At 69.5% G+C, this 22,294-nt stretch carries 18 protein-coding genes and 3 pseudogenes; 8 read left to right on the top strand and 13 right to left on the bottom strand.

All coding sequences use genetic code 11. The features are described from left to right. Positions 1–81: 81 nt before the first annotated feature. Genes kynU through QMK30_RS29075 form a run of 9 tightly spaced genes read right to left on the bottom strand, consistent with a single transcriptional unit; the run spans position 82 to position 8,319 of the window. Complete coding sequence (gene kynU, locus QMK30_RS29115; RefSeq protein WP_502963249.1) at positions 82–1,350, bottom strand: kynureninase; 1,269 nt, start codon at positions 1,348–1,350, stop codon at positions 82–84. A 7-nt stretch (positions 1,351–1,357) separates the two neighbouring features. After that, complete coding sequence (gene dmpG / locus QMK30_RS29110; protein WP_283521314.1) at positions 1,358–2,440, bottom strand: 4-hydroxy-2-oxovalerate aldolase; 1,083 nt, start codon at positions 2,438–2,440, stop codon at positions 1,358–1,360. Further along, positions 2,437–3,351, bottom strand: a complete 915-nt coding sequence (locus QMK30_RS29105; RefSeq protein ID WP_283521313.1) for an acetaldehyde dehydrogenase (acetylating) — start codon at positions 3,349–3,351, stop codon at positions 2,437–2,439. Before QMK30_RS29105 ends, dmpG begins: the two co-directional genes overlap by 4 nt. Next, positions 3,348–4,370 carry an amidohydrolase family protein gene (locus QMK30_RS29100; protein WP_283521312.1) on the bottom strand — a complete coding sequence of 341 codons (1,023 nt, stop codon included), beginning with the start codon at positions 4,368–4,370 and terminating at the stop codon, positions 3,348–3,350. The genes QMK30_RS29105 and QMK30_RS29100 overlap by 4 nt, the downstream gene beginning before the upstream one ends. Then, complete coding sequence (locus tag QMK30_RS29095; protein ID WP_283521311.1) at positions 4,367–4,939, bottom strand: 3-hydroxyanthranilate 3,4-dioxygenase; 573 nt, start codon at positions 4,937–4,939, stop codon at positions 4,367–4,369. The genes QMK30_RS29100 and QMK30_RS29095 overlap by 4 nt, the downstream gene beginning before the upstream one ends. Next, positions 4,936–5,352, bottom strand: a complete 417-nt coding sequence (locus tag QMK30_RS29090; protein WP_283521344.1) for a RidA family protein — start codon at positions 5,350–5,352, stop codon at positions 4,936–4,938. Before QMK30_RS29090 ends, QMK30_RS29095 begins: the two co-directional genes overlap by 4 nt. Next, positions 5,352–6,095, bottom strand: a complete 744-nt coding sequence (locus tag QMK30_RS29085; RefSeq protein WP_283521310.1) for a 2-keto-4-pentenoate hydratase — start codon at positions 6,093–6,095, stop codon at positions 5,352–5,354. Before QMK30_RS29085 ends, QMK30_RS29090 begins: the two co-directional genes overlap by 1 nt. After that, positions 6,092–6,919 carry a 2-keto-4-pentenoate hydratase gene (locus QMK30_RS29080; RefSeq protein WP_283521309.1) on the bottom strand — a complete coding sequence of 276 codons (828 nt, stop codon included), beginning with the start codon at positions 6,917–6,919 and terminating at the stop codon, positions 6,092–6,094. Before QMK30_RS29080 ends, QMK30_RS29085 begins: the two co-directional genes overlap by 4 nt. Next, complete coding sequence (locus QMK30_RS29075) at positions 6,904–8,319, bottom strand: 2-hydroxymuconic semialdehyde dehydrogenase (protein WP_283521308.1); 1,416 nt, start codon at positions 8,317–8,319, stop codon at positions 6,904–6,906. Before QMK30_RS29075 ends, QMK30_RS29080 begins: the two co-directional genes overlap by 16 nt. A gap of 180 nt (positions 8,320–8,499) precedes the next feature. Between QMK30_RS29075 and QMK30_RS29070 the strand changes: the two genes are divergently transcribed. After that, entirely contained in the window at positions 8,500–9,447 is a 948-nt protein-coding gene (locus tag QMK30_RS29070) for a LysR substrate-binding domain-containing protein (protein WP_283521307.1), read from the top strand. 495 nt (positions 9,448–9,942) lie between these two features. On the opposite strand, the gene QMK30_RS29065 is transcribed toward QMK30_RS29070, so the two are convergent. The 3 genes and pseudogenes from QMK30_RS29065 to QMK30_RS29055 all read right to left on the bottom strand — a co-directional run bounded on the left by QMK30_RS29065 (position 9,943) and on the right by QMK30_RS29055 (position 13,261). Next, positions 9,943–11,769, bottom strand: a complete 1,827-nt coding sequence (locus QMK30_RS29065) for an acyl-CoA dehydrogenase (protein WP_283521306.1) — start codon at positions 11,767–11,769, stop codon at positions 9,943–9,945. 288 nt (positions 11,770–12,057) lie between these two features. Beyond that, positions 12,058–12,868: pseudogene (locus QMK30_RS29060) on the bottom strand (integrase core domain-containing protein); the annotation flags it as partial. An 87-nt stretch (positions 12,869–12,955) separates the two neighbouring features. After that, positions 12,956–13,261, bottom strand: coding sequence for a transposase (locus QMK30_RS29055; protein WP_283521305.1), 306 nt, complete (start codon positions 13,259–13,261; stop codon positions 12,956–12,958). 262 nt (positions 13,262–13,523) lie between these two features. Here QMK30_RS29055 and QMK30_RS29050 point away from each other — a divergent pair. The 3 genes and pseudogenes from QMK30_RS29050 to QMK30_RS29040 all read left to right on the top strand — a co-directional run bounded on the left by QMK30_RS29050 (position 13,524) and on the right by QMK30_RS29040 (position 16,641). Further along, positions 13,524–14,305, top strand: a pseudogene (locus tag QMK30_RS29050) (CoA transferase subunit A). Position 14,306: 1 nt separating this feature from the next. After that, positions 14,307–14,984 (top strand): annotated as a pseudogene (locus QMK30_RS29045) (CoA transferase subunit B). A gap of 184 nt (positions 14,985–15,168) precedes the next feature. After that, positions 15,169–16,641, top strand: a complete 1,473-nt coding sequence (locus QMK30_RS29040) for an extracellular catalytic domain type 1 short-chain-length polyhydroxyalkanoate depolymerase (RefSeq protein WP_502963244.1) — start codon at positions 15,169–15,171, stop codon at positions 16,639–16,641. A gap of 416 nt (positions 16,642–17,057) precedes the next feature. On the opposite strand, the gene QMK30_RS29030 is transcribed toward QMK30_RS29040, so the two are convergent. Continuing rightward, positions 17,058–17,747 (bottom strand): transposase domain-containing protein, encoded by a 690-nt coding sequence (locus QMK30_RS29030; RefSeq protein ID WP_283521342.1) that lies wholly within the window; start codon positions 17,745–17,747, stop codon positions 17,058–17,060. Positions 17,748–17,989: 242 nt separating this feature from the next. On the opposite strand from QMK30_RS29030, the gene QMK30_RS29025 reads away from it, so the two are divergent. From QMK30_RS29025 to QMK30_RS29010, 4 genes are all read left to right on the top strand, one after another. After that, complete coding sequence (locus QMK30_RS29025) at positions 17,990–19,675, top strand: ISAzo13 family transposase (protein WP_283521304.1); 1,686 nt, start codon at positions 17,990–17,992, stop codon at positions 19,673–19,675. Between the two features lie 53 nt (positions 19,676–19,728). Then, positions 19,729–20,112 carry a hypothetical protein gene (locus QMK30_RS29020; RefSeq protein WP_283521303.1) on the top strand — a complete coding sequence of 128 codons (384 nt, stop codon included), beginning with the start codon at positions 19,729–19,731 and terminating at the stop codon, positions 20,110–20,112. A gap of 273 nt (positions 20,113–20,385) precedes the next feature. Continuing rightward, complete coding sequence (locus tag QMK30_RS29015) at positions 20,386–21,588, top strand: replication-relaxation family protein (RefSeq protein ID WP_283521341.1); 1,203 nt, start codon at positions 20,386–20,388, stop codon at positions 21,586–21,588. Positions 21,589–21,788: 200 nt separating this feature from the next. Further along, on the top strand, positions 21,789–22,277 hold the full coding sequence (locus tag QMK30_RS29010; protein ID WP_283521302.1) for a hypothetical protein: 489 nt from the start codon (positions 21,789–21,791) through the stop codon (positions 22,275–22,277). Positions 22,278–22,294 lie beyond the last annotated feature (17 nt).

The raw sequence follows: 22,294 nt of genomic DNA, 5'->3' as shown, positions 1-22,294 counted from the left end.
CGGCGTGGACCCCGGTCGCGCGGCGGTCAGGCGGTGCGGTGACCTCGGGGATCGCGCGAACCGGGCGGTCGTGCGATTCGGTCAGGTGACCGTCGGGCGCTGCTGGTACGGGGCGGCCCGGTGGGCGCCCGTGGACACGATGTTCCGCAATTCCCGTACGCCGTGCAGCACGTCCGCGTGCGTGAGGTACAGGGCGTTGAAGCCGAAGCGCAGCAGGTCCGGGGCGCGCATGTCGCCGATGACGCCGCGCGCGGTGAGCGCGGCGACCAGCGGGTACGCCTCCGGGTGGCTCAGCGAGACCTGGCTGCCGCGGCGCTCGGGCTCGCGCGGGGTGGCCATGGTGAAGCCCAGACTGTCGAGGAGGGAGTCGGCGCATTCCTGCAAGAACGCGGTCAGGGAAAGGCTCTTGGCCCGTACGTCCCCCATGTCCACGCCGTCGTACGCCGTCAGCGCGGCCTCCAGGGCGACCAGCGACAGGAGAGGCGGTGTGCCGACGCGGGCCTGGGTGATGCCGGGCGCAGGGGCGTACGTACCGGACATGGCGAACGGCTCCGCGTGCCCGTGCCAACCGGTGACGGGGTGGTCGAAGTCCTGCTGGTGGCGGAGGGCGACGTATGCGAACGCCGGGGCTCCGGGACCGCCGGAGAGGTACTTGTAGCCGCAGCCGACCGCGAAGTCCGCCTCCATGGAGTCGAGTCCGATGGGCATCGCGCCCGCGGCGTGGCACAGGTCCCAGTGCATCAGGGCCCCTACGTCGTGCGCGGCGGCGGTGAGCTCGGCCATGTCGTACAGCTCGCCGGTGCGGTAGTCCACCGGGGCGTAGGCGGCGACCGCGATGTCCGCCCCCTCGGCGGCCAGCACCGTGGCGGCCTGGCGCGCCGGTACCCGGCGGACGTCAAGACCCAGCAGCCGCCCCACCGAGTCGGCGATGTACTGGTCGGTGGGGAAGTGGTCGGGGTCGGTCAGCAGCAGTCGACGGCCGGGGCGCAGCCGGGCGGCGGCGAGCAGGGTGTTGAACAGCTGGACGCTGGTGGAGTCTCCGGCCACCACCTGGCCGGGGGCCGCGCCGATCAGCCGGCCGACGGCGTCGCCCGTCCGTACCGGCGCCTCCCACCAGCCGTTGGTGTTCCAGGAGCGGATCAGGTCGGTGCCCCACTGGCGGTGCACCGCGTCCTCGACTGCCGGGGGAACAGCTGCGGGAAGGGCGCCGAGGGAGTTGCCGTCGAGGTAGACGACGCCCTCGGGGAGGAGGAAGCGGTCCCGGACATGCGCGAGCGGATCGGCGGAGTCCAGGGCGGCGGCGCGGTCGATGAGCGTTTCGGTCAGCTTCTCGGTCGGTGTTTCGGTCAGCACAAGGTCACTCCGTCGTTGCGTGAGAGGCGGCGGTGAGGGGATCGGCGGTCACGGAGGCGGCGGGTGCGGGGGCGTCGGCACCGCGGTCCCGGACGAGGTCGAGCGCGATGTCGGTGAGCAGGTCCTCCTGCCCGCCGACGAGCCGCCGCCGTCCGGCCGTGACCAGCAGGTCCCGCGTGTCGAGACCGTGGCGCAGGGCGGTGGCCTCCGCGTGACGCAGGAAGCTGGAGTACACCCCGGCGTAGCCCAGCGTCAGCGTCTCCCGGTCCACCCGTACGGGCCGGTCCTGCGTCGGCCGTACGAGCTCCTCCGCCGCGTCCATCAGCGGGAACAGGTCGCAGCCGTGCTCCCAGCCCATCAGGTCGAACACCGCCACCGTCGGCTCCAGCGGCGCGTTTCCGGCTCCGGCGCCCTGTCCCGCGAGCGAGGCGTCCACGCGGTAGGCGCCCGCCTCCACCGCCGTGACGCTGTTGGCCACGCCCAGGCCGAGGTTGTGGTGGGCGTGGATGCCGATCTCGGTGTCGGGGTCGAGGACGTCGCGGTAGGCGCGGACCCGTTCCCGTACGCCGTCCATGGTCAGCCGGCCACCCGAGTCGGTGACATAGACGCAGTGCGCGCCGTACGACTCCATGAGGCGGGCCTGGGCGGCCAGTTCGACCGGCGGGGCCATGTGGGACATCATCAGGAAGCCCGCCACGTCCATCCCCAGCTCCCGGGCCAGACCGATGTGCTGGGCGGCGATGTCCGCCTCGGTGCAGTGCGTGGCGACGCGCACGGACGTGACACCGAGGGCGTGGGCGCGGCGCAGGTCCTCGGACGTGCCGACGCCGGGCAGCAGCAGGGTGGTGAGCCTTGCGCTGTCCAGCACCTCGGCCGCCGCCTCCAGCCACTCCCAGTCGGTGTGCGCGCCAGGGCCGTAGGTGACGGAGGAGCCGGAGAGGCCGTCGCCGTGGGCGACCTCGACGGCGTCGACACCCGCGGCCTCCAGGGCGGCCGCGATGGCCCGCACCTGGTCGAGGGTGTAGCGGTGTGACACGGCGTGCATGCCGTCGCGAAGGGTGACGTCCTGGACGTAGACCGAGGTCATCGGGCCGGACTCCGTTCGGCCAGGCGCTCGGCGGTGCGCAGCGCGGCGGAGGTCATGATGTCGAGGTTTCCGGCATAGGCCGGGAGGTAGTGGGCGGCACCCTCCACCTCCAGGTACACGGAGACCAGCAGCCGGCCGACCCCGGCGAGCCGCGCCAGCGGGTCGTCGTCGGCCGGCCTGCGGAACTGCGGCTCCTGCTTGAGCCGGTAGCCGGGCACGTACGCGGCGACGGACGCAGCCATCGCGTGCACGGAGGCGGCCACCCGCTCCGTGTCGCAGTCGTCGACGACGCAGTGCACGGTGTCGCGCATCAGCAGCGCCGGCTCCGCCGGGTTGAGAACGATGATCGCCTTGCCTCGGGACGCGCCGCCCACCTGCTCCAGCGCGCGGGCGGTGGTCTCGGTGAACTCGTCGATGTTCGCCCGGGTGCCCGGGCCCGCCGACCGCGAGGCGATCGAGGCGACGACCTCCGCGTAGTGCACCGTTGCCACCGCCGAGACGGCGGCGACGATCGGGACGGTGGCCTGGCCGCCGCAGGTGACCATGTTGATGTTGGGGGCGTCGAGGTGCTCGTCGAGGTTGACGGGAGGGACGACGTACGGGCCGATGGCCGCCGGCGTGAGGTCGACGATCCGCTTGCCATACGGCGCGAGCGTGGCCGCGTTGCGGTGGTGGGCGGCTGCCGAGGTGGCGTCGAAGACGATGTCGATGTCGTCGAAGTCATCGAGCGCCAGCAGCCCCGCCACTCCGTCCGCGCTGGTCCGCACTCCGAGCCGACGGGCCCGTGCGAGCCCCTCCGACTCCGGGTCGATGCCGATCATCGCGGCGGCGGTGACGCTCCCCGAGCCACGGACGATCTTGATGAGAAGATCGGTGCCGATGTTGCCCGATCCGATAACGGCTGCCCTCATCGGACGGCCTCCTTCAGCAACGGGGTCAGACCGAAGAAACGGACGGCGTTGCCGCCGAGGACGGCCGCTGTCTCCTCCGGGGTGAGCGCGCTCTCCCGGACCAGCCGGCCGATCTCCTCCTCGCCGAGCGGGAAGGGATGGTCGGAGCCGAGCAGCACCCGTTCCGCGCCCATCACGTCCACCAGCAGGCGCAGCGCGCCGGGGTCGAACACCGCGGAGTCGACGGCGAAACGGTTGGTGTAGTGCGAGGGCGGGTGCGGGCTGTCGGCGCGGACGAGTTCGCGGCGGTGCCAGGCGTTGTCGGCCCGGCCCAAGAGGTACGGGAAGCTGCCGCCGCCGTGGGCGAACAGCAGCCGCAGCGACGCCGGGAGACGTTCGAAGGTGCCGGAAAGGATCAACGACAGGATGGTGAGGTGGGTCTCGGCGGCCATGCCCGCCAGCCAGGCCAGCATGTACCGGGAGAAGCGAGGGCCGGCCGGCAGGTCCCAGGGGTGGACCAGGACGGCGGCGTTCTTCTCGGCGCAGTGCGTGAGGAACTCCAACAGCGCGCCGTGGTCGAGGTCGCGGTCGCCGAGGTGGTTGCCGATGTGGACGCCGTGGAAGCCCTGGCGCATCGCCTCGGTGAGCGTGGCGCAGGCCGCCTCGGTGTCCTGGAGCGGCACCTGGCACAGCGGGGCCAGCCGGTGCGAAGCGTACGAGCTGTACTCCAGCAGGTGGGAGTTGACCGTCCGACACCAGTCGGTGGCGCGCTCGGAATCCAGCCCGTAGCCGAAGAGCAGCGGGGTGCTGGAGAGCACCTGGATGTCCACGCCGAGTCGGTCCAGGTCGGCGACGCGTTCCGCCGGGTCCCACAGGGTGCGGCGTACGGGCCGGTACTCGGCGGCCCCGGCCATCATCATCCCGGCGTCCGGGCCGTCCGTGGTGCGCAGCCAGGGGCCGTCGTCGGAACCGGTGAGCAGCCGGGACTCGGCGCGGCCGATCTCCGGGAAGACGTGGGCGTGGATGTCGACGACGGTCATGCGCCGCCCGCCCCGTCGCGTCGGGTGCGCGGACGCAGCTCCTCCGGCCAGTCCTTGCCCGGGTGCAGTGCGCCGCAGTTCCCGCAGGTGCGGGCGGCCTCGTCGCCGTAGAACGTGTCGAACACCGGCGGCAGGTCGTCGACGATCGAGGTGAGCTGCACCTCGCTGCGGTGCACCAGGTGGTGGCATTCCGTGCAGTGCCACTCGAAGGCGTCGCGCTGACCCAGCGGCCGGGCGAACTCGACGACCAGCCCGACACTGTCCTCCTCCGGCCGCTGCGGGGAGTGCCGCACGTGACGCGGGAGGAGGAAGACGTCGCCCTCGCGGATGTGGATGTCGCGCGGCGGGCATCCCTCCTCCTCCATGACGCGCAGCACCATGTCGCCCTTGAGCTGGTAGAAGAACTCCTCGATCGGGTCGTCGTGGAAGTCGGTGCGGCGGTTGGGGCCGCCCACGACCGTCACCATCAGATCGGCGTCCTGCCAGATCTGGACGTTGCCGACCGGCGGCTTGAGCAGGTGGCGGTGTTCCTCGATCCAGGACTGGAGGTTGAACGGTCTCATGGTCATCGGCGCGGTTCCTTGCTCTGGGGGATGTGGGCGACGGCGCTGATCTCGATCAGCAGGTGCGGGTGGGGAAGCTGGTGGACGGCGACGGTGGTGCGGGCCGGACCGCTCTCGTCGAAGTACTCGGCGTAGACCTCGTTGTAGCCGCCGAAGTCGTTCATGCCGACCAGATATGTGGTGACGGAGACCAGGTCCTTCAGGCCCCCGCCGACCGCGGCCAGCAGGCGCGCGATGTTGTCGAGAACGGCCCGGGTCTGGGCGCGGATGTCGAGGTTCGTCACCCCCATCGCGTCGGCGCTCGCGCCGACGAAGGTGCCGTCGGGACGGCGCGAACTCGTGCCGGACACAAAGACCAGGTCGCCCGCGCGCCTGAGGTGGGGGAAGCGGCCGCGGGGCGGGGCGGCGCCGGGCACCATCACGCGTCGTCCTCGGTGGTGAACCGGACGGTGCCGAGGCCCGCGACGGTGGCCCGCACGTGAGTCCCGGGCGGCAGGGGTACGGCGGCCGTCGCCGCGCCGGCGAGGATCACCGTGCCGGGCTCCAGCGAACCGGCGAGCCGGGCCGCGGCGGCGAGGGCGCGCAGCGGGTGCCCGAGGATCGCCGCAGTGGAACCGGCCTCGGCCAGACGACCGTCGAGCTCCAACAGAACACCTAGGTTGCTCAGGTCGCCCGGGGCGCTCCAAGGCCCCACGGTGTAGCCGGCGGCGGAGGTGTTGTCGGCGATCACCTCGGGCAGGGAGAACCGGAAGCCGTTGTAGCGGGAGTCGATGACCTCCAGTGCCGGGGCCACGGCCGCGACCGCCGCCATGGGGTTGGTGCCGGGGCGCAGTGTGTCGCCGAGGAGGAAGGCCACCTCGGGCTCGACACGGGGATGGATCAGCGCGGAGGCGTCGAAGCGTCCCCCGTCGGGAATCTCCATCCGGTCCGTCAGCCGCCCGTGGATCAGGTCGGACACACCCATCTGCCGCATCTTGGCCAGGCTCGTGAAGCCCAGCTTGAAACCGGTGAGCCGCTCGCCGCGGGCCAGCCGCCGTGCGACCAGAGCCTCCTGGACGGCGTACGCCTCCTCGGCGCCCTTGAGGCCGCTTCCGCCGCCGGCCAGCGGACGGCCGTCGCGTGCTGCGGTGTCGAGCGCCTCGGCCAGTGCCGTGCTGTTCATCGAGTGTCTCCCTCCCGTCCGGTGCGCCTGAAGGCCGCACGCACCGAACCGAGGCCGTCGATACGGGCTTCGAGCACGTCACCGGGCTCGACGGTCGTCATGGGGCCGAGCGCGCCGGTGAGCACGGTGTCCCCGGCCCGCAGCGGGCGGCCGAGCCGTACGAGCGTGTCGGCCAGCCAGACGGCGGCGTGCAGCGGATTTCCCAGACAGGCGGCGCCCGCACCGGTGGACACGGGCTCACCGCGGCGTTCCAGCACCATGCCGACGGTCCGCAGGTCGAGCTCCCGCAGCGGAACGGGACGGGTGCCCAGGACGTGCGCGCCGCTGGAGGCGTTGTCGGCGATGGTGTCGACGGCCGAGATGTCCCAGTCGCGGATCCGGCTGCCCACCACCTCGACGGCGGGCAGCGCGAACGCGGTCGCCCGGATCACGTCGGCCACGGTGTGCCGCTCGTGTCTGAGGTCGTGCTCAAGAACCAGGGCGACCTCGGCCTCGGCCCGGGGCTGGAGCACCGCGCCCCAGGGGATCTCGGCGCCGTCCGGCACGGCGGTGTCGTCCATCAAGGGGCCGAAGTCCGGTGTGTCGACGCCCAGCTGGGCCTGCACGGCCGCCGAGGTCAGACCGATCTTCCAGCCGGTGACGCGACGCCCCTCGGCGAGGCGGCGGTCACTGAGGACAGCCTGGACGGCGTATGCGGCCGCCAGGTCCCCGGAGGGGAGCAGGTCGCGGACGGGATCGCACGGAACGCCCGTTCGGCGCGCCGTGTCGAGGCGTTCGGCGGCCCTCGCCACAGCTTCGTCCACCGTGTTCACAGCTTCACGCACACATTCATCGGTTCGGAGAAGAAGTCGAGGGAGTGGTCGCCGCCCTCACGCCCGATCCCGGAGGCCCTCACCCCTCCGAAGGGAGTACGGAGGTCGCGCAGGTTCCAGGTATTGACCCAGGCGATCCCGACGTCGAGGGCGGGGGCAACGCGGTGCGCCCGGCTCACGTCACCCGTCCACACCGTGGCGGCCAGCCCGTACGGGCCGGCGTTGGCGAGCGCCAGCGCCTCCTCCTCGGTGTCGAACGGCGCCAGATGGACGACGGGCCCGAAGATCTCCTCCCGTACCGCCGGATGGTCCTCCGACAGCCCCGCCAGCACGGTCGGCTCCACCCAGAAGCCGCCGTCCCGGTCGTCGGAGAAGCGCGGCGCCCCACCACCAGCCAGCACGTCGCCGTCGGCCGCGGCCTTGCCGATGTACCCCAGCACCTTGTCGCGGTGCGCCGCCGAGATCATCGGGCCGTATCCGCTCAGCGCCCGCGCACCGGCGGCCAGCGCCTCGGCGAACGCGTCGAAGACCGGCCGCTCCACGTACACCCGCTCGGTGCACAGGCACACCTGCCCGCTGTGGGTGAAGGACGAGCGGAGGGTGCCCGCCACAGCCTGCTCCAGATCCGTGTCGGCGAAGACCAGACCGGCGTTCTTGCCACCCAGCTCGAACGAGACGGGAGCCAGCCGCGCGGCGGCGGCCCGCATGATCGTTCCGCCGGTGCGCGACTCTCCGGTGAAGGCGATCGCGTCCACCCCCGGGTGCTCGGTGAGCCACTGCCCGGCGGCGTCCGCACCGCCGCCGTGGACGAGGTTGAAGACCCCCTCCGGTACGTCCGCCTCGGCCATCACCTCCGCCAGCAGGCAGGCCGTGCCCGGGGTCAGCTCGGAGGGCTTGGCGACCACCGTGTTGCCCGTGGCGAGGGCAGGGGCAACCTTCCAGGTGAGCAGGAGCAATGGCAGGTTCCACGGCGAGATCACCGCGACCACGCCGAGCGGCTTGTGCACTGTGTAGTTCAGCGCGCCACGGCCGTCCGGGGTGCTCGTGTGCCAGGACCGCTCGCTGCGCCCGGCCAAGAGGTCCGCGTACGAGCGGAAGTTGGCGATCGCGCGCGGGATGTCGACCGTCGAGGCCAGCTCGTGGGGCTTTCCCGTGTCGGCGCACTCGGCGCTGACAAACTCCTCGAAGCGTTGCTCGATGCCGTCCGCGATCCGGTGCAGCAGCCGCGCACGGTCCGCCGGGCTCCAGGAAGCCCATGGGCCGCGAAGTGCCTCCCGCGCCGCGCCCACCGCGCGGTCGACCAACTCCCGGGGAGCCGACGGCGCTTCGCCGACGCTGGTCCCCCGGGATGGGTCGATGAGCGGGAACGGGATGCCCGACGCGTCGAACCCGCCCCCTACGTAATGCCGCACAGGTGAGCGCACCTTGCAGACCTCCGTTGCCAGGCCGGGGATTCGGATCTGGTCCCCCGGCGTGTGCCGGTATCATGCGCCCACCGAGCTATGCCGAACCAATGCCAAAAGGCATGCTCCTCATACCGAATTGGGTATGTCGTGGCTCGGCCCGCCCGCTCCCGGAAGGAACCCCCGGCGATGAACCTCCTGGACGGCCGACTCAAGTTCCGGCACCTCATGCTGCTCGTCGCGATCGTCGACCACGGCAGCGTGGTGCGGGCGGCCGAGACACTTCACCTCACCCAGCCCGCCGGCACTCGCACCCTTCGCGAGTTGGAGGGCATCGCCGACCTGCCGCTCTTCGTCCGTTTGCCGCGCGGCATGCGGACGACGCTCTACGGAGAGGCACTGGCGGAGCACGCCCGGGCCGTGATCGCCGAGATGAGGCGAGCCGGGGAACACCTCACCGGGCTGCGGCAGGGCCGGGAGGGCACGGTGACCGTGGGCGCGCTCCTCGCCGGGACCAACGTGCTGCTGCCCCGAGCCGTCGCCCAGCTCAAGCGGGAACGGCCCCGGGTCACGGTCGTCGTACGGGAGGGGACGCCGGACGTCCTCCATCCGGCGCTGCTGGCAGGCGAACTGGACGTCATCGTCGGCCGGGTGGGGCCAGCCCCCAAAGAGGGGGACGGGCTGCGCCAGCGGCGGCTGTACCGGGAACGCATCCGGCTCGCCGTCCGGTCCGGCCACCCTCTCCTGGGGGCCGCCGACGTCACGCTCACGGACACCCTCGACTTCCCGTGGATCCTCCCCGTCGAACAGACCGCTCTGCGCCAAGAGCTCGGCGCCCTCTTCGCGGACCGGGGCCTCGCGCTGCCCGCGGACCGGGTCGAGTGCACGTCCATCCTCACCATGCGGGCACTTCTCCTGCAGACGGACATGGTGGCGCTGCTGCCCGAGTTGGTCCTGCGCGCCGACGAGCACCTCGCCGCCCTGCCGGTCGAACTGCCCTCGGTGGGCCGCACGGTGGGCACCACCGAGGCGGCCCACCGCACGCGCACCCCCGCCCTGCAGGCCTTGCTGCACCACCTCGACCACGAGGCGGCCCTGCTGCGCGAGACGCTCTGCGGGCCGCCGGCGGAAGGCTAAGGGCTGTCCCGCAATCCCTGGCAGGCGCACGACGACAGCTACGGCACCTCGCCGCGTTGCCGGAACGCCCGAATACGTCCAGTATGCGAACGTCCCTCCGCCTTGCGATGCACCGCATCTGACGCCGTGCGCTGATCCACCAGGGATTACGGGACAGCCCTTAGCTTAGTTAGGGCCGGATCAGGCAACGTTTGCCCTGTCGACGACTGCGCGTAGTCGCCGGTCGTCGGTGCGATCTCTTGTGCACCGTTCCAGGTTTGATCGAGGCTCGATCTTTTGGAAGGATCGAGTCCGTTATGGCGAAGCAATACCCGAAGGAGTTCAAGGAGCGCGCCGTGCGTCTGGTCCTGGAGACTCGTGATCAGTACAGAACTGCAGGAGCTCGCGCGGGGGGTACACATTCCGCAGCCTCGGAGGCTGCGTATCCTTCTGCGGCCAAATTGTGCACGCCCTGAGTGCGGGCGGCACGTTCACCCACGCCATGCACCGGGCGCTCTATACGTGACTGGCCATCCCGGCCGCCGGCGCCGAGACGCGTGCCGCATCGGGGTGCAGCATCGGGTGAGCGTTCAGGAGCGTGTCGGGCACCGCGAATGCTTCGGTGAGGGTCAGAGCATGCGGTTCAAGGGCGCCGATGACCGCCTCGACCCTGTCGGAGAGCTGTTGAACCTGGGCGGCTGTCATCCGGCCGTCGGCCAGCAGGTCCCCGCTGTGCGCAGCGATTTGCCGCAGGGCGAAGAGGCTGTGCAGGTCGCCGAGCAGCCCGCGGGTCTGCGGTGAGACGACCTGGCTGATGGCGGTCAGCAGTGCCTCGCCGGCCAGCCGGTGGACGTGGGCATCGACCAGTTGCAGAGCGGGTGTGACGGCGGCGTTCCACCGTGCCATGGGGGAGCTGGCCCGGTCTCGAAGCCGTTTCCGCGCGCGTGAGTGCCACATTCGCTCAAGATCGGCCAAGAGGTCCTGCAGGTACTGAGAATCGTCCAGTGAGCGGCTCTCCGGCAGGATCTCGCTGGGCGGCTTCGGCGTGAAGCCTCCCATGAGCATTTCGCCCGCGGCCTTCACCCAGATCACTTTGTTGTCGCCCTCGGCCGTGATGGTCCCCTCGTTGGCCTGCTGTTGGCCTGCTATGCCGTTGGCCAGGAGCAGGCCCTGGGCGCCGCACCTCTCGCGGCATTCGGTCATGACTGCGCGGGCCTGCCAAGTGATCCAGCCCTTGGAGATGGCTGTCAGGCGTTCGTACTCGTCGCGGTTGGCGTCCGTTACCCGGTAACGTTGCTGAACGACGTTCCGATGCAGAAGCGTGGCGGCGTATGTGGTCGCGACGGCGTGGAGCAGCGGGGCGTGGTGACTGCGATGGGCGATCAGCGGTACCTGCTGCCCGCTGGTCATGCCGGACGTGAACCGGGTGTGGGCGTGGCGCATGGCGACGGCCAGGGCATGGCGCGTGACCCCCAGGCTGTACGCGCTCATGCACAGCTTGCCCATCGTGACGCGGCCGATGGATTGCAGGAATCGCTTGCGCGGACTGCCCAAAGTGCTGATGAACTCGCCTTCCGGTGTGAGGCGGCCGTGGTCGCCCTGCAGAAGTGCACTGAGAGGGAGCCGGACGTCTCGGAAGGCCGTGGCGCAGTGGTCAACGGGGCTGCTGGCCGTCTGGGGCAGTGGGCGCACATCTACGCCCGGCAGCGGGTTTCCCGCCTCGTCGCTGAGGGGGCACAGAAACAGGAAGACACCGTAGTCAGCTCCGTCGATGAGCAGACGTGCCGCGACAAGAGCGTCCTTTGCTCCTCCTGCGGGGCCCGTGTTCGGCATGAACTTGACCGCCCCAGGTGTCGGGGTGTTCAGAGCGAATCCGCCCGCCAGTCGATCCAGTGTCGCGGTCGTCTCCATCTGGGCAGCGGCGTTGCCGTGGGCGAGCTCGGTACACAGGAAGGTACCGAGGCGGCTCGCGTGAATATACTCCGACAGATCCCGCTCCCCATGGTCATGGTCCAGCAGGCTGCCCAGAAACAGGTTGTAGTGGATGCTGACGATGGTCGCCATACCTGCGTCCACGACACCCGCCCATTCATGGAGCGCAGTGAGCGCGACGGCGTCGGTGGCGAGGCCTCGCGGGCTGCCCACGGTTGCGTTGACCAGGCGAAGACGTTCATACGAGAGTGCTATGCGCTCCTCGTGGGTCAGCCCCTCTCTGAAGGAGAACGGCTCGGAGCTGAACAGCCTTCTCCACGGCCCGTGAGTCTGCTCCAGCTGAGCAGCGAAGAGGACGTCGGTTAGCTCGGCGAAGGAGCCCGGTGATCCGGAGAGCTGAGAGGCAGTCACATCCGCAAGCTAGCCCACATGATCACTGGGCACAGTATGATGAGAAACACGATTCGCCAGCGCCGAGTGATGGTAATTACCCTTCAAATAGCGAGATATCCATCCGGCACCTGGGCATTATCTGGAGGCGGCCAGGCCCTGCCAGACCCCCGTCCAGCCCCCTGCGTCGGGCCCCCTCGATCGCTGTGCGTGCCCTGGGAGACGGCGCCCGGCCAGCCGTCAATCACCCCCGGCAGCAGGGAGGACGACACGCGGTCCCTGTACTGCTCGAAAAGTCATCGCTGCAGCTCAAGCGGCATAGCGGTACTCGTTGTTGGCTCCGCCGAGGACCCGGGTACGGAGGAGTCTGCGACTGTCGGGGTCGTTTGCTCGGGTGGGCTCCCTTATGGCGTCGGGTGGCTGTTGGTTCCGGGACTGACGGGGGCGGCGCGCGTTGTAGTGGTCTTGATATTCGGCCAGAACGCGTCGAGCATGGGCCTCGTTCATGATCAGGACGTGATCGAGGGCTTCGCGGCGGACGGTGCCGATCACGCGTTCGCAGTGTGCGTTCATCCGCGGTGTCCGGGGTGCGCTGAGGAGGACGTCCACGTCTTCGGATCGGAAGACGGCGTCGAAGGAGGCGTCGTACTTGGCGTCCCGGTCGCGTAGCACGAAGCGCAGGATTTTCATCCGAGTCTCGAGTTCGCCCGCGACATTGCGGGCCTGCTGCACGGTCCAGGCACGGGTCGGGCGGGAGGTGACGTCGGTGATGTGGAGTTCGCGGGTGCCGTGCTCCAGGAATGCCATCGCGCACAGGCGCTTTCCGAGCACAGTGTCGAGGTGGAAGAAGTCTGCGGCGATGATTCCTTCGGCCTGGGCGGTCAAGAACTCGCACCAGCAGGGGCCGGAGCGGCGTGGGGTCGACGTCGGCGGCGGTGAGGATCTCCCAGACCGTGGACGGTGCGATGGGATGACCCAGTTGGGTCAGTTCGCCCTGGATGCGTCGGTGGCCCCAGCGGGGATTCTCCTTGGCCAGGCGTAGCACAAGTCTCTTGACAGCCGACGCGGTTGGTGGGCGTCCGGTGTTGCTGCGGCGGTCCGAGTAGTCCCACTTCTTGGCGGAAGCTGGAGCGGGCGATCCCGACGATGGCGCACAGCCGCTTCGCGCCGTAGCGGCGCTGGTGATCGTCAACGAACTGGCAGCGGTTCACCAGCGCGTCTCCCCGGCGAAATACCGGGCCGCCTTGCGTAGGATGTCGCGTTCCTCCTCCAGCTCGCGGACCCGCTTGCGCAGCGCGGCGACCTCCGCCTCCGCCCCGGTCGTGGCCTGGGCCGGGGAGGCCGGGCGGTCGGAGTGCGCACCTGGACGCCGTCCGTCGGCCGCCCGGATCCAGTTCCGCAGCGTCTCCGTGTTCATTCCCAGATCGGCGGCGACCGGCTTGGTCGTCGCTCCCGGCCGTGACTGGTACAACGCGACCGCGTCCGCCTTGAACTCCTGCGGATAGTGCTTCATCCCCACAGGGACTCCGTTCTCCCAGATCCTCAAGATCTAGTGTCTACGGTGTCCAAACTCCAGGGTCGGGGCCCCACTGCACCTCATCGGACACGGACTGCTGGTTCTTCTTCGGGGGGATCTCACTCACACAAGAGGGAGGCCAACTGTGTAGGGCACAGCCATGGCAGCGGCCCCGCCGCGTTTCTAGGGTCGGTGTGTCGGTCGGGTGGTACGAGGCCGGTCGGGACCAATGGCTCGATGTCGGGCGTAGGAGTAGCGGATGGGCATGGACAAGGTAGTGGCAGACGCGGCTGCGGCGGTGGCGGATATACCGGCCGAGGCATCGTTGGTCGTCGGCGGCTTCGGACTGTGCGGTATTCCGAGCGTGCTGATCAGTGCCCTGCTGGAGCGCAGGCTGACCAGTCTCCAGGTGGTCTCCAACAACTGCGGCGTGGAGGACTGGGGGCTGGGCCTGCTGCTGCGTGAGGGCCGCGTCTCCCGGATGACCAGTTCCTATGTGGGGGAGAACAGGGAGTTCGCCCGGCAGTATCTGACCGGGGAGCTGGAGGTGGAGCTGGTGCCGCAGGGAACGCTCGCGGAGCGGCTGCGGGCGGGGGCGCGGGTATCCCGGCCTTCTACACGCCTGCGGGTGTCGGTACGCAGATCGCGGAGGGCGGGCTTCCCTGGCGGCATCATGCCGACGGCAGTGTCGCTGTGGCATCGCCGGCGAAGGAGACCAGGGTGTTCAACGGCAGCGAGTTCCTCTTGGAGGAAGGCATCACCACCGATTTCGCCTTGGTACGGGCGACCATCGGGGACCGGCACGGGAACCTGGTCTTCCGTTCTTCGGCGCGCAATTTCAATCCGCTTGCGGCTATGGCAGGGCGTACAACCATCGCCGAGGTGGAGCATCTCGTGGAGCCGGGCGAGCTGGATCCCGACGAGGTGGACCTGCCGGGTGTCTTCGTCCAGCGGGTGGTCCGGGTCTTCCCCGACGATCCCGCGGCCGAGCGGCGTATCGAACGCCGGACAGTGCGGAACGAGCAGGAAGGCGGCGTCTGACATGGCCCTCACCCGCGAGCAGATGGCAGCCCGTGCCGCACAGGAGCTGACCGACGGGACGTACGTGAACCTCGGCATCAGGCTCCCCACGCTCATCCCGAACCACCTGCCGCCGGGCATCGAGGTGGTCCTGCAGTCGGAGAACGGCGTCCTCGGTGTGGGCCCGTATCCGGCCTTCGACGAGGTCGACGCCGATCTGATCAATGCGGGCAAGGAGACCGTCACCACCCTGGCGGGTGCTTCGTTCTTCGATTCCGCGCAGTCCTTCGGCATGATCCGCGGCGGCCACATCGACGCCGCCGTGCTGGGAGCGATGTAGGTCTCCGCCTCGGGAGATCTGGCCAACTGGATGATCCCCGGAAAGATGGTCAAGGGGATGGGCGGTGCCATGGACCTCGTGCACGGTGCCCGCCGCGTGATCGTCCTCATGGAGCACACGGCGAAGGACGGGACACCGAAGCTCGTGACCAAGTGCAGCCTGCCGCTGACGGGGCGGGCCGTCGTACATCGCGTCATCACGGACCTGGCGGTCGTCGACATCACGACCGAGGGCTTCCTATTGAGGGAACTCGCCCCTGGAGTGAGTGCCCATGACGTGCGTACGGCGACGGCGGCCGAGCTGATGGTGCCCGCACACCTTGATGCGGCCGCCGCTGCCCGGCACTCGGCTGCCGTCTAGCACTCGGCGGCTGCCCCGCGCAACCATCGTGGAGCGGACTGACACCGACCGGATTGTGGTGTTCCCTGCCATGCCGCCGCTGACCAGGGTGCTTCTAGGGTGACCGGCATCCCGGGCCGTTTCCTCTCCTGCCACGCCGAGGGAACGGCCCGGGTGTCCCGCGTCCGTCATCCAGGGAGTCACCATGCTGTCGTCCCCCCAGATACTTCAACCACCCTCGCTCCGGCGCGGGTGGCGGTCCATGTTCGTGCGGCTGTTCACTGTCGTGGCGCTCGTCGTGGCTGCTCCCGCCACTGCCGACGCCGCGGTCACGCTGCAGCGCGTCAGTAACTTCGGTGCCAACCCGGGCCAGTTGAACATGTACGTCTACCGGCCCTCGTCGCTCCCGGCCAACCCTGCTGTGGTGGTGGCGCTGCATGGCTGCACCCAGAGCGCACAGGTCTACGCGGACAACTCCGGTCTGCCCGAACTCGCCGACCGGCACGGCTTTATAGTCGTCTTCGCCGAGACGACTTCGGCGAACAACTTCAGCCAGTGCTTCAACTGGTTTCAGGCGCTGGACAACCGGCGCGGTCAGGGCGAAGCGGCCTCCATTCGTCAGATGGTGGCGCACGCGGCCACGGCGTACGGCACTGATACCTCTCGTACGTTCGTCACCGGTCTGTCGGCCGGGGGTGCGATGACCTCGGTGATGCTTGCCACCTACCCGGACGTTTTCTCCGCCGGGGCGGTGGTCGCAGGTCTCCCGTACGACTGCGCCAAGGACACCAGTCCGTTCACCTGCATGAGTCCTGGTGTGGACAGGAGCCCCGCCGCATGGGCCCAGCTCGTTCGCGACGCCTACCCGGCCTGGAACGGGCCTTGGCCACGGATGTCCGTCTGGCACGGCGACAAGGACACCAAGGTGGTTCCGCGTAACGCCGACGAGCTGCGCGACCAGTGGACGGCATTGCACGGCCTGTCCCAGACCCCGGACCGCAGCACCACCATCGGGCCGAACGCCACTCGGCACCAGGAGTATCTCGCCGACGACGGCACCGTGGCCGTAAAGGTCAATCGCGTCCCCGACATCGCGCACGGCACTCCGGTCGACCCGGGTTCTGGGCCTGAGCAGTGCGGCAGGACGGGGACGGTCAACTTCATTGACTCGATCTGCTCAAGCCACTGGATCACACAGTTCTTCGGCTTGGACAAGTCCGCTCCGGGCCCGGGCAGCCTGCCGGCCCCCACCGGGCTGTCGAAGACCGGCGCCACTGACACAAGCATTTCCCTGACCTGGAACGCGGTGGCCGGCGTCGCCGACTACGCGGTGTTCCGTGACGGCACCCAGGTCGCCACCCCGGGATCGACCCAGTACCCCGATACCGGCCTGGCGGCGGGCACCAGCCACACCTACACAGTGGCACCCCGGGACAGCGCCGGCACGGCAGGAGCCCGGTCCGCAGCAGTCACGGCGAGCACCACCGGGGCCGCCCCGGCATGCTGGACGGCCACCAACTACCAGCAGGTGCAGGCCGGACGGGCCACCACCGACGGGAGTTACGCGTACGCCAAGGGCTCCGGCCAGAACATGGGTCTGTACAACACCTTCGTCACCCACACCCTGAAGGAGTCGCCCGCCGGGTACTACGTCATCGCCGACGGAAGCTGCCCCTGAGGCCGCGCTGATGGCAGTGTGAGCTGATGCGCGATCAGCACGTCGCGGCACAGCACGCTGTTCGTCCACCATGGCGGCAGCCCCCACCGGAGCGGCCGCCGGCATGGGGAGCGCGGCCGTATCAGAACGCGGTGTCCGACCCCTAACCTCCGGCCAAGCTCATCGCACCAGTTCACCGGAGGCCTTCCCATGCCACTGACCCTTCGCGCCTTCTCACCCCCGACCGGGCTCGCCGGCATCGCCCTCCTCGTCTCGGCTCTGATCGGGGCCGCCATTTCCCCCGCCGGAGCCCAGCCCGCGACTGGGGGAACAGACACCCACTGCGGACACCACACATCCCTGCGGGTTCCCGGGTCCGAACACCAACAGGCTGATTGCCTAGACGACTTGACCACCACGGGGACCGTGGCTTCCGGTCACACCGACCCGGCCGACTGGGCGGGCCTCACGCCCAAGGCCGAGGCGCGGGCCAGGAAGGCGGCCTCGGTGGTGGCGACGGCGGCCAGGGACGTGTTGCTGGCGAAGCCCCGGTCCAGCAGGACGATCATGCCCGTGTGCACCGAACGCATCAGCCGCTTGCCGTAGACGGTTTCTCCGCTGCTGCGGGGGCCGAAGGCGGCATCGATGACCGCGCGGGTGCCGCAGGCAACGAGGGTGGTCAGGCATATCTGCGGGTAGCCGGAGGTGGCGTACTGGTTGGAGCCCTTGCCCAGCCGGGCCCGGTGCAGGGGGCTGTCGGGGACGTCGAGGTAGGTGCCGTCGCTCGCGACCGTCAGCATCCCCTTCCAGCGGGCCCCGCCGGTGCGGATCGCCGAGGCGGGGCCGCGCAGCAGGTCGAACAGGGCTCGCACGGGGCGGACACCGAGCCGGGTCCGGGCGTTCCAGAGCGCCGTGCCGGTGACCTTCGCCACCGGTATCGTCTCGAGTGCGGTGGTGAGCCTGTGCCAGACGGCCAGGTAGCCGTACTCCTCGAACAGAGCGGCGGCCAGCAGCAGGTAGACCACCACCCGGGCGGGCAGTTTCCGCAGCCGTTGCTGGACGGCACCGGTCTCGGCGAGGGCCGCATCGACCATCTCGAAGGGGACGATCCGGGTGAGCTCCCCCAGATGGCCCGGGGCGAACAGGCCCTTGGCTACCGTGATTTCACGCGTGATGACACACTGATCGAACAGCGGAGCCTCCGGTGTCGTGAACGGCTGTCTTGGTCGACTGCCAGTTCTACCGGGGCTCCGCTTCTCACGTCCGCAGAAGCCCGCAGATCAGACCGCTCTTGCCAACATCCCCAGAGCCGTAAGGGCTTGCAGATGATTTACCCGTAGCTTCCCGGTTTGGTGGTCGTTGGCGTGGTATGGAAGCGACGGAAGACCTAGCGGCGGCGCTTGCAGCGAAGTTCACAGTGCTGTTGCCACATCTGGATGAGCGCCAGCGCCGTCTACTGCTGGCGGCCGAGGCCCGGTCGCTGGGCCACGGCGGGATCAGACTGGTCGCCCGAGCCGCGGGTGTGCGCGAGGCAACGGTGTCACTGGGCGTCACTGAACTGGACTGTGGTGAGGCCCCGTTGGGGCGGGTACGCCGGGTCGGTGGTGGCCGCAAACGGGTGGTCGACCTGGACCCGGGACTTCGTCCGGCACTGCTGGCCCTGGTGGAACCGGATGTGCGGGGTGACCCGATGTCGCCCTTGCGCTGGACGACGAAGTCGACCCGTCACCTGGCCGCCGAGCTCACCCGCCAGGGCCACCGGATATCCGCCGACACCGTCGCCGACGTATTGCGCGAGGAAGGCTTCAGTCTCCAGGGCAACGCCAAGGTCATCGAAGGAAGGCAACACCCCGACCGGGACGGGCAGTTCCGCTACATCAACGACCAGGCCAAGGCCCACCAGGCGGCTGGCGACCCCGTGATCAGCGTCGATACGAAGAAGAAGGAGGTCGTGGGCCCGTTGAAGAACGGCGGAAAGGAGTGGCGGCCCGCAGGTGACCCCGTGCGAGTGAGCACCCACGACTTCCCCGACAAGGAACTCGGCAAGGCCGTGCCGTACGGCATCTACGACCTGGCCACGAACACCGGCTGGGTCAGCGTCGGCACCGACCACGACACCGCGGCCTTCGCCGTCGAATCCATCCGCCGCTGGTGGAAAGCCCGCGGCACGCAGGACTACCCGCAGGCCAGGCGCCTGCTCATCACCGCCGACGCCGGCGGATCCAATGGCTATCGCACCCGCGCCTGGAAAGCCGAACTCGCCGCCCTGGCCATGGAAACAGGCCTGCACATCACTGTCTGTCACTTTCCTCCGGGCACGTCCAAATGGAACCGGATCGAGCACCGGCTGTTCTCCCACATCACGATGAACTGGCGCGGCAGGCCTCTGGCCAGCCACGAGGTCATCGTGCAGTCCATCGCCGCGACCACCACCCGAACCGGCCTGAAAGTCCACGCCGAACTCGACACTGCCACCTACGCCACCGGAGTCCGCATCGTCGACCGGCAACTGGACGCTCTTCCCCTGGCCCGCCATGAGTGGCACGGCGACTGGAATTACACCCTCCGCCCCGAGGAATACTGTCGGGACGGCACCCCGCCCATCCCACCCCAGGACCTACCCGGCCCCGACCGCGCCTGGCTCGTCCATCCGGACCTGACCGGCCTGCAGCCCGACCAGTGGGACCAGCTGATCGCCCAGCTGAGAGCCGCCCGCGAACTCCAGCGGGAAGAAGACCTCCACCAACGACGCGGCGGAGACCGGCAGAAAGTACCCGCCGCTGGCCTCTACACGGGCCGGCGCCCCGGCCTCACCCTCGTCGACCGGCTCCTGGCCACCATCCTCTACCAGCGGTTCAAGCTCCCGCAGGTCGTTATCGCTCCGCTCTTCACCGTCACACCCGTAACCCTCAACCGAGCCATCAGCCAGACTCGCCGGCTCCTCCACGACATCAGGCACACCATCGAACCCGCCGCCACCCAACTCGCCACCCTCGACGACCTCGCCGCCCACCTCGACATCGCCCCGACATCAAAGATCAAGACAGCGAGTTAATCCTCTGCAAGCCCTAAATTCACGGCCTTGGCCTAAGGCCCAGGGTCTATTCGGTGGTGAGCCCGGACAGTAACCCGGAGGTGAGTGTCAAGGGGCAGCTCAACCTCGACGTACCTGCTGGTCAGGTTCTCTACCTCATCCGGCGGCCCGACCCGAAAACCAAGGACCAGGAAGGCAATCCGGGGAACAACCGCTTCTATCCCGCCACGCCCGTGACGCCCACCTCCGCCGGCTGCTGGGAAGACGCCAACCGCCCGGTCGGCTATCCCGGCGTCAAGGGCATCGGGCAAACCCACATGCTGGTGCTGGTCGGCCGTGACCAGGCCGCCCAGTTCCCCGCCGACCGCAAATCGGGCGACTGGGACGGGTGCAGCCACGATCAGTGGCGAGCGATCAACACCATCGACGTGATGAGCTTCTACATCTCGACGGCCTGACTGCCGCCGCTGAAGGGACAAATGGGACCGTGCTTATGCCACTCTTCGGCGAGACGCGGCCAGGATTCGGTGGAGCGATCAGGGACTCGTCACACAGGGGAAATATCATCCCCTTTCCACGGAAAACCCCACCGGGCGGCAGGTACACGGAGAAGTGGAGGCCTGGGACAGGGCTGCCGTGGCTGCGACAGCGCTGGCCATCAACTTCTGAGTCACCTTGATCACGGCGGTGACAACGACGGTGGTGTTGGCCGGACACGTACTGCCTCACCGCTGACTCGCCCCGACAACCGGCACGACAAGCTGACGCGGGACAACCTGCTGGATCTGGAGGATCACCGCCTGGTGCGGATCGAGTCGGTCCGGGAAGACCAGCGGCAGGTATGGGTGCTCACCGATCGAGGACACCGAGAGGCGAAGCAGCTGCTGGAGCCGGAGGGGATACGCGTCTCGGTGCTGCGCAAGGAGGAGTACGACCCGGTGACGGGGGAGCTGCTGGGAGGCGGCTACAGCGACCACGCCGCGGCGGTCACCTCGACGGCCGCCGAACGCCACCAGGCGGGCTTCGGGCACGGGCTCGGATTCCAGACCGAGGTCGCCCACCGGCTCGCAGGCGGCTACGTCCAGCGGGCCGATCTGGTGATGCGGGCGCCGGCGGCCGGGGTGCCGGTGATGCTGCTGGAGATCGACCGCCGCACCGAAGACGCGGACGACCTGGTGCACAAGCTGCGCCGGTACGCCGACTGGTTCCGGCTCCTCCCCTCGGACGCGGAGGACCGGATCAAGCGCCTGGCTCGTGCGGGCGGCTTCGACCATGTCGACCATGAACAGCGGCTGTGGCGCCGCTACTACCCGCAGACCGGCCGGGAGGGCACGCCGCCACTGGCGTTCGTGTTCGCCGACACCACGGACGTCAAGGTCGCCAACACCGTCAAGGTGCTTCAGGAGGCCGGACGCCGGTACTGGGCACCGCGCCGGTACGACGTGTACCAGCGCCGCATCACCGCCCGGGACTACAGCCAGGCCGTGCCCGGCGTCTTCACCACCCTGGAGCAGCTCCAGGAGCACGGCGCGGACGCGGCGGTGTGGCGCCGTCTCGGCAGGGCCGACGACCAGAAGCTGGCCGACGCGCTCGACAACCCCGACGGTGACGCCCTGTTCCACCGCCAGGTCGCGCAGGCCGACGCACAAGAGAAGCAGCAGCGTGCCGCCGAGCGCGAGGCCCACCGTCCGGTGTGCAAGCGGTGCGGGGCGAAGTTTACCGACCAGCGCTGGAAGGAGACCACCGCGAGCGGTAACGCCTGGAAGGTTGGCGACCTGTCCGTGTGCGGGACGTGCCGCGCCGACGACATCGCCCGGAAGGAAGCCGAGACCGCAACCGAATGGGAGCCGGCTCCCGTACAGCCGGAGCCGGAGGACGACCGCGACCAGAAGCCGGGCAAGCCCCGCCGCAGCCTGCTCCGCTGGCGGAACTGATCTGGGCAAGCCGAAGGCGACCCTGGGCAAGCCTCCCCCGACGGAGGCTTGCCCAGGCCCCGCGCCCACGGGTGACCGCCCGGCGGGACGGGTTCCGAAGTCGCCGCACCATCGGGCGGGACGCCGTGGCCGGGACGACGGCTCGCGCCCCGGCCCTGGCGTAGACAGCTCTCCGGAGCGTCATCAACCGGAGGGAAGCCATGAGGCGCGGCAAGCAGGAGAGCGCAGACGTACAGCCCGGGTTCGGCGACATGGGAGACCTGTGGCACGCCCTGACGCGCCTTCGCGCGGCGCACCCCGAGCCGGTCGGCCGCCTCATTCCGTTCGAGTCGCCGGAGGCGCTGCTGTCGATCACCCATCCCTACGACGCTCTCTTCACGGCGCGGGTGGAGATGTCCGGGGCAGAGACGTTGGGCCACGTTCACGACCTCATCCACACCGTGACACGCGGCATCGCCATCGCCACGGACGACATCGACGATTCCGGCTTCGCGCTGGAGGTCCGCATCAGCAAGCGGCACGAACTGGCGCTGCACACCGGCCACGTCGACGGACTCACCCGCCTCCTGCTCCACGCCCTTGGCACCATCGGCGCCCACGCAACGCCCGGGGGCGGCCGCTGCTTCCACTGCGAGGGGACCGGGCTCGCCCGCCCCCTGTGGGGGGGCGCGGCGGCCGGGCAAGCCTGAGCGGCTCGCAAGAGAAC

The organism is Streptomyces sp. H27-C3, assembly GCF_030063415.1.
In the GTDB taxonomy this organism is placed as follows: Bacteria; Actinomycetota; Actinomycetes; order Streptomycetales; family Streptomycetaceae; genus Streptomyces.
This window is presented reverse-complemented; position numbering and strand designations above follow the sequence as displayed.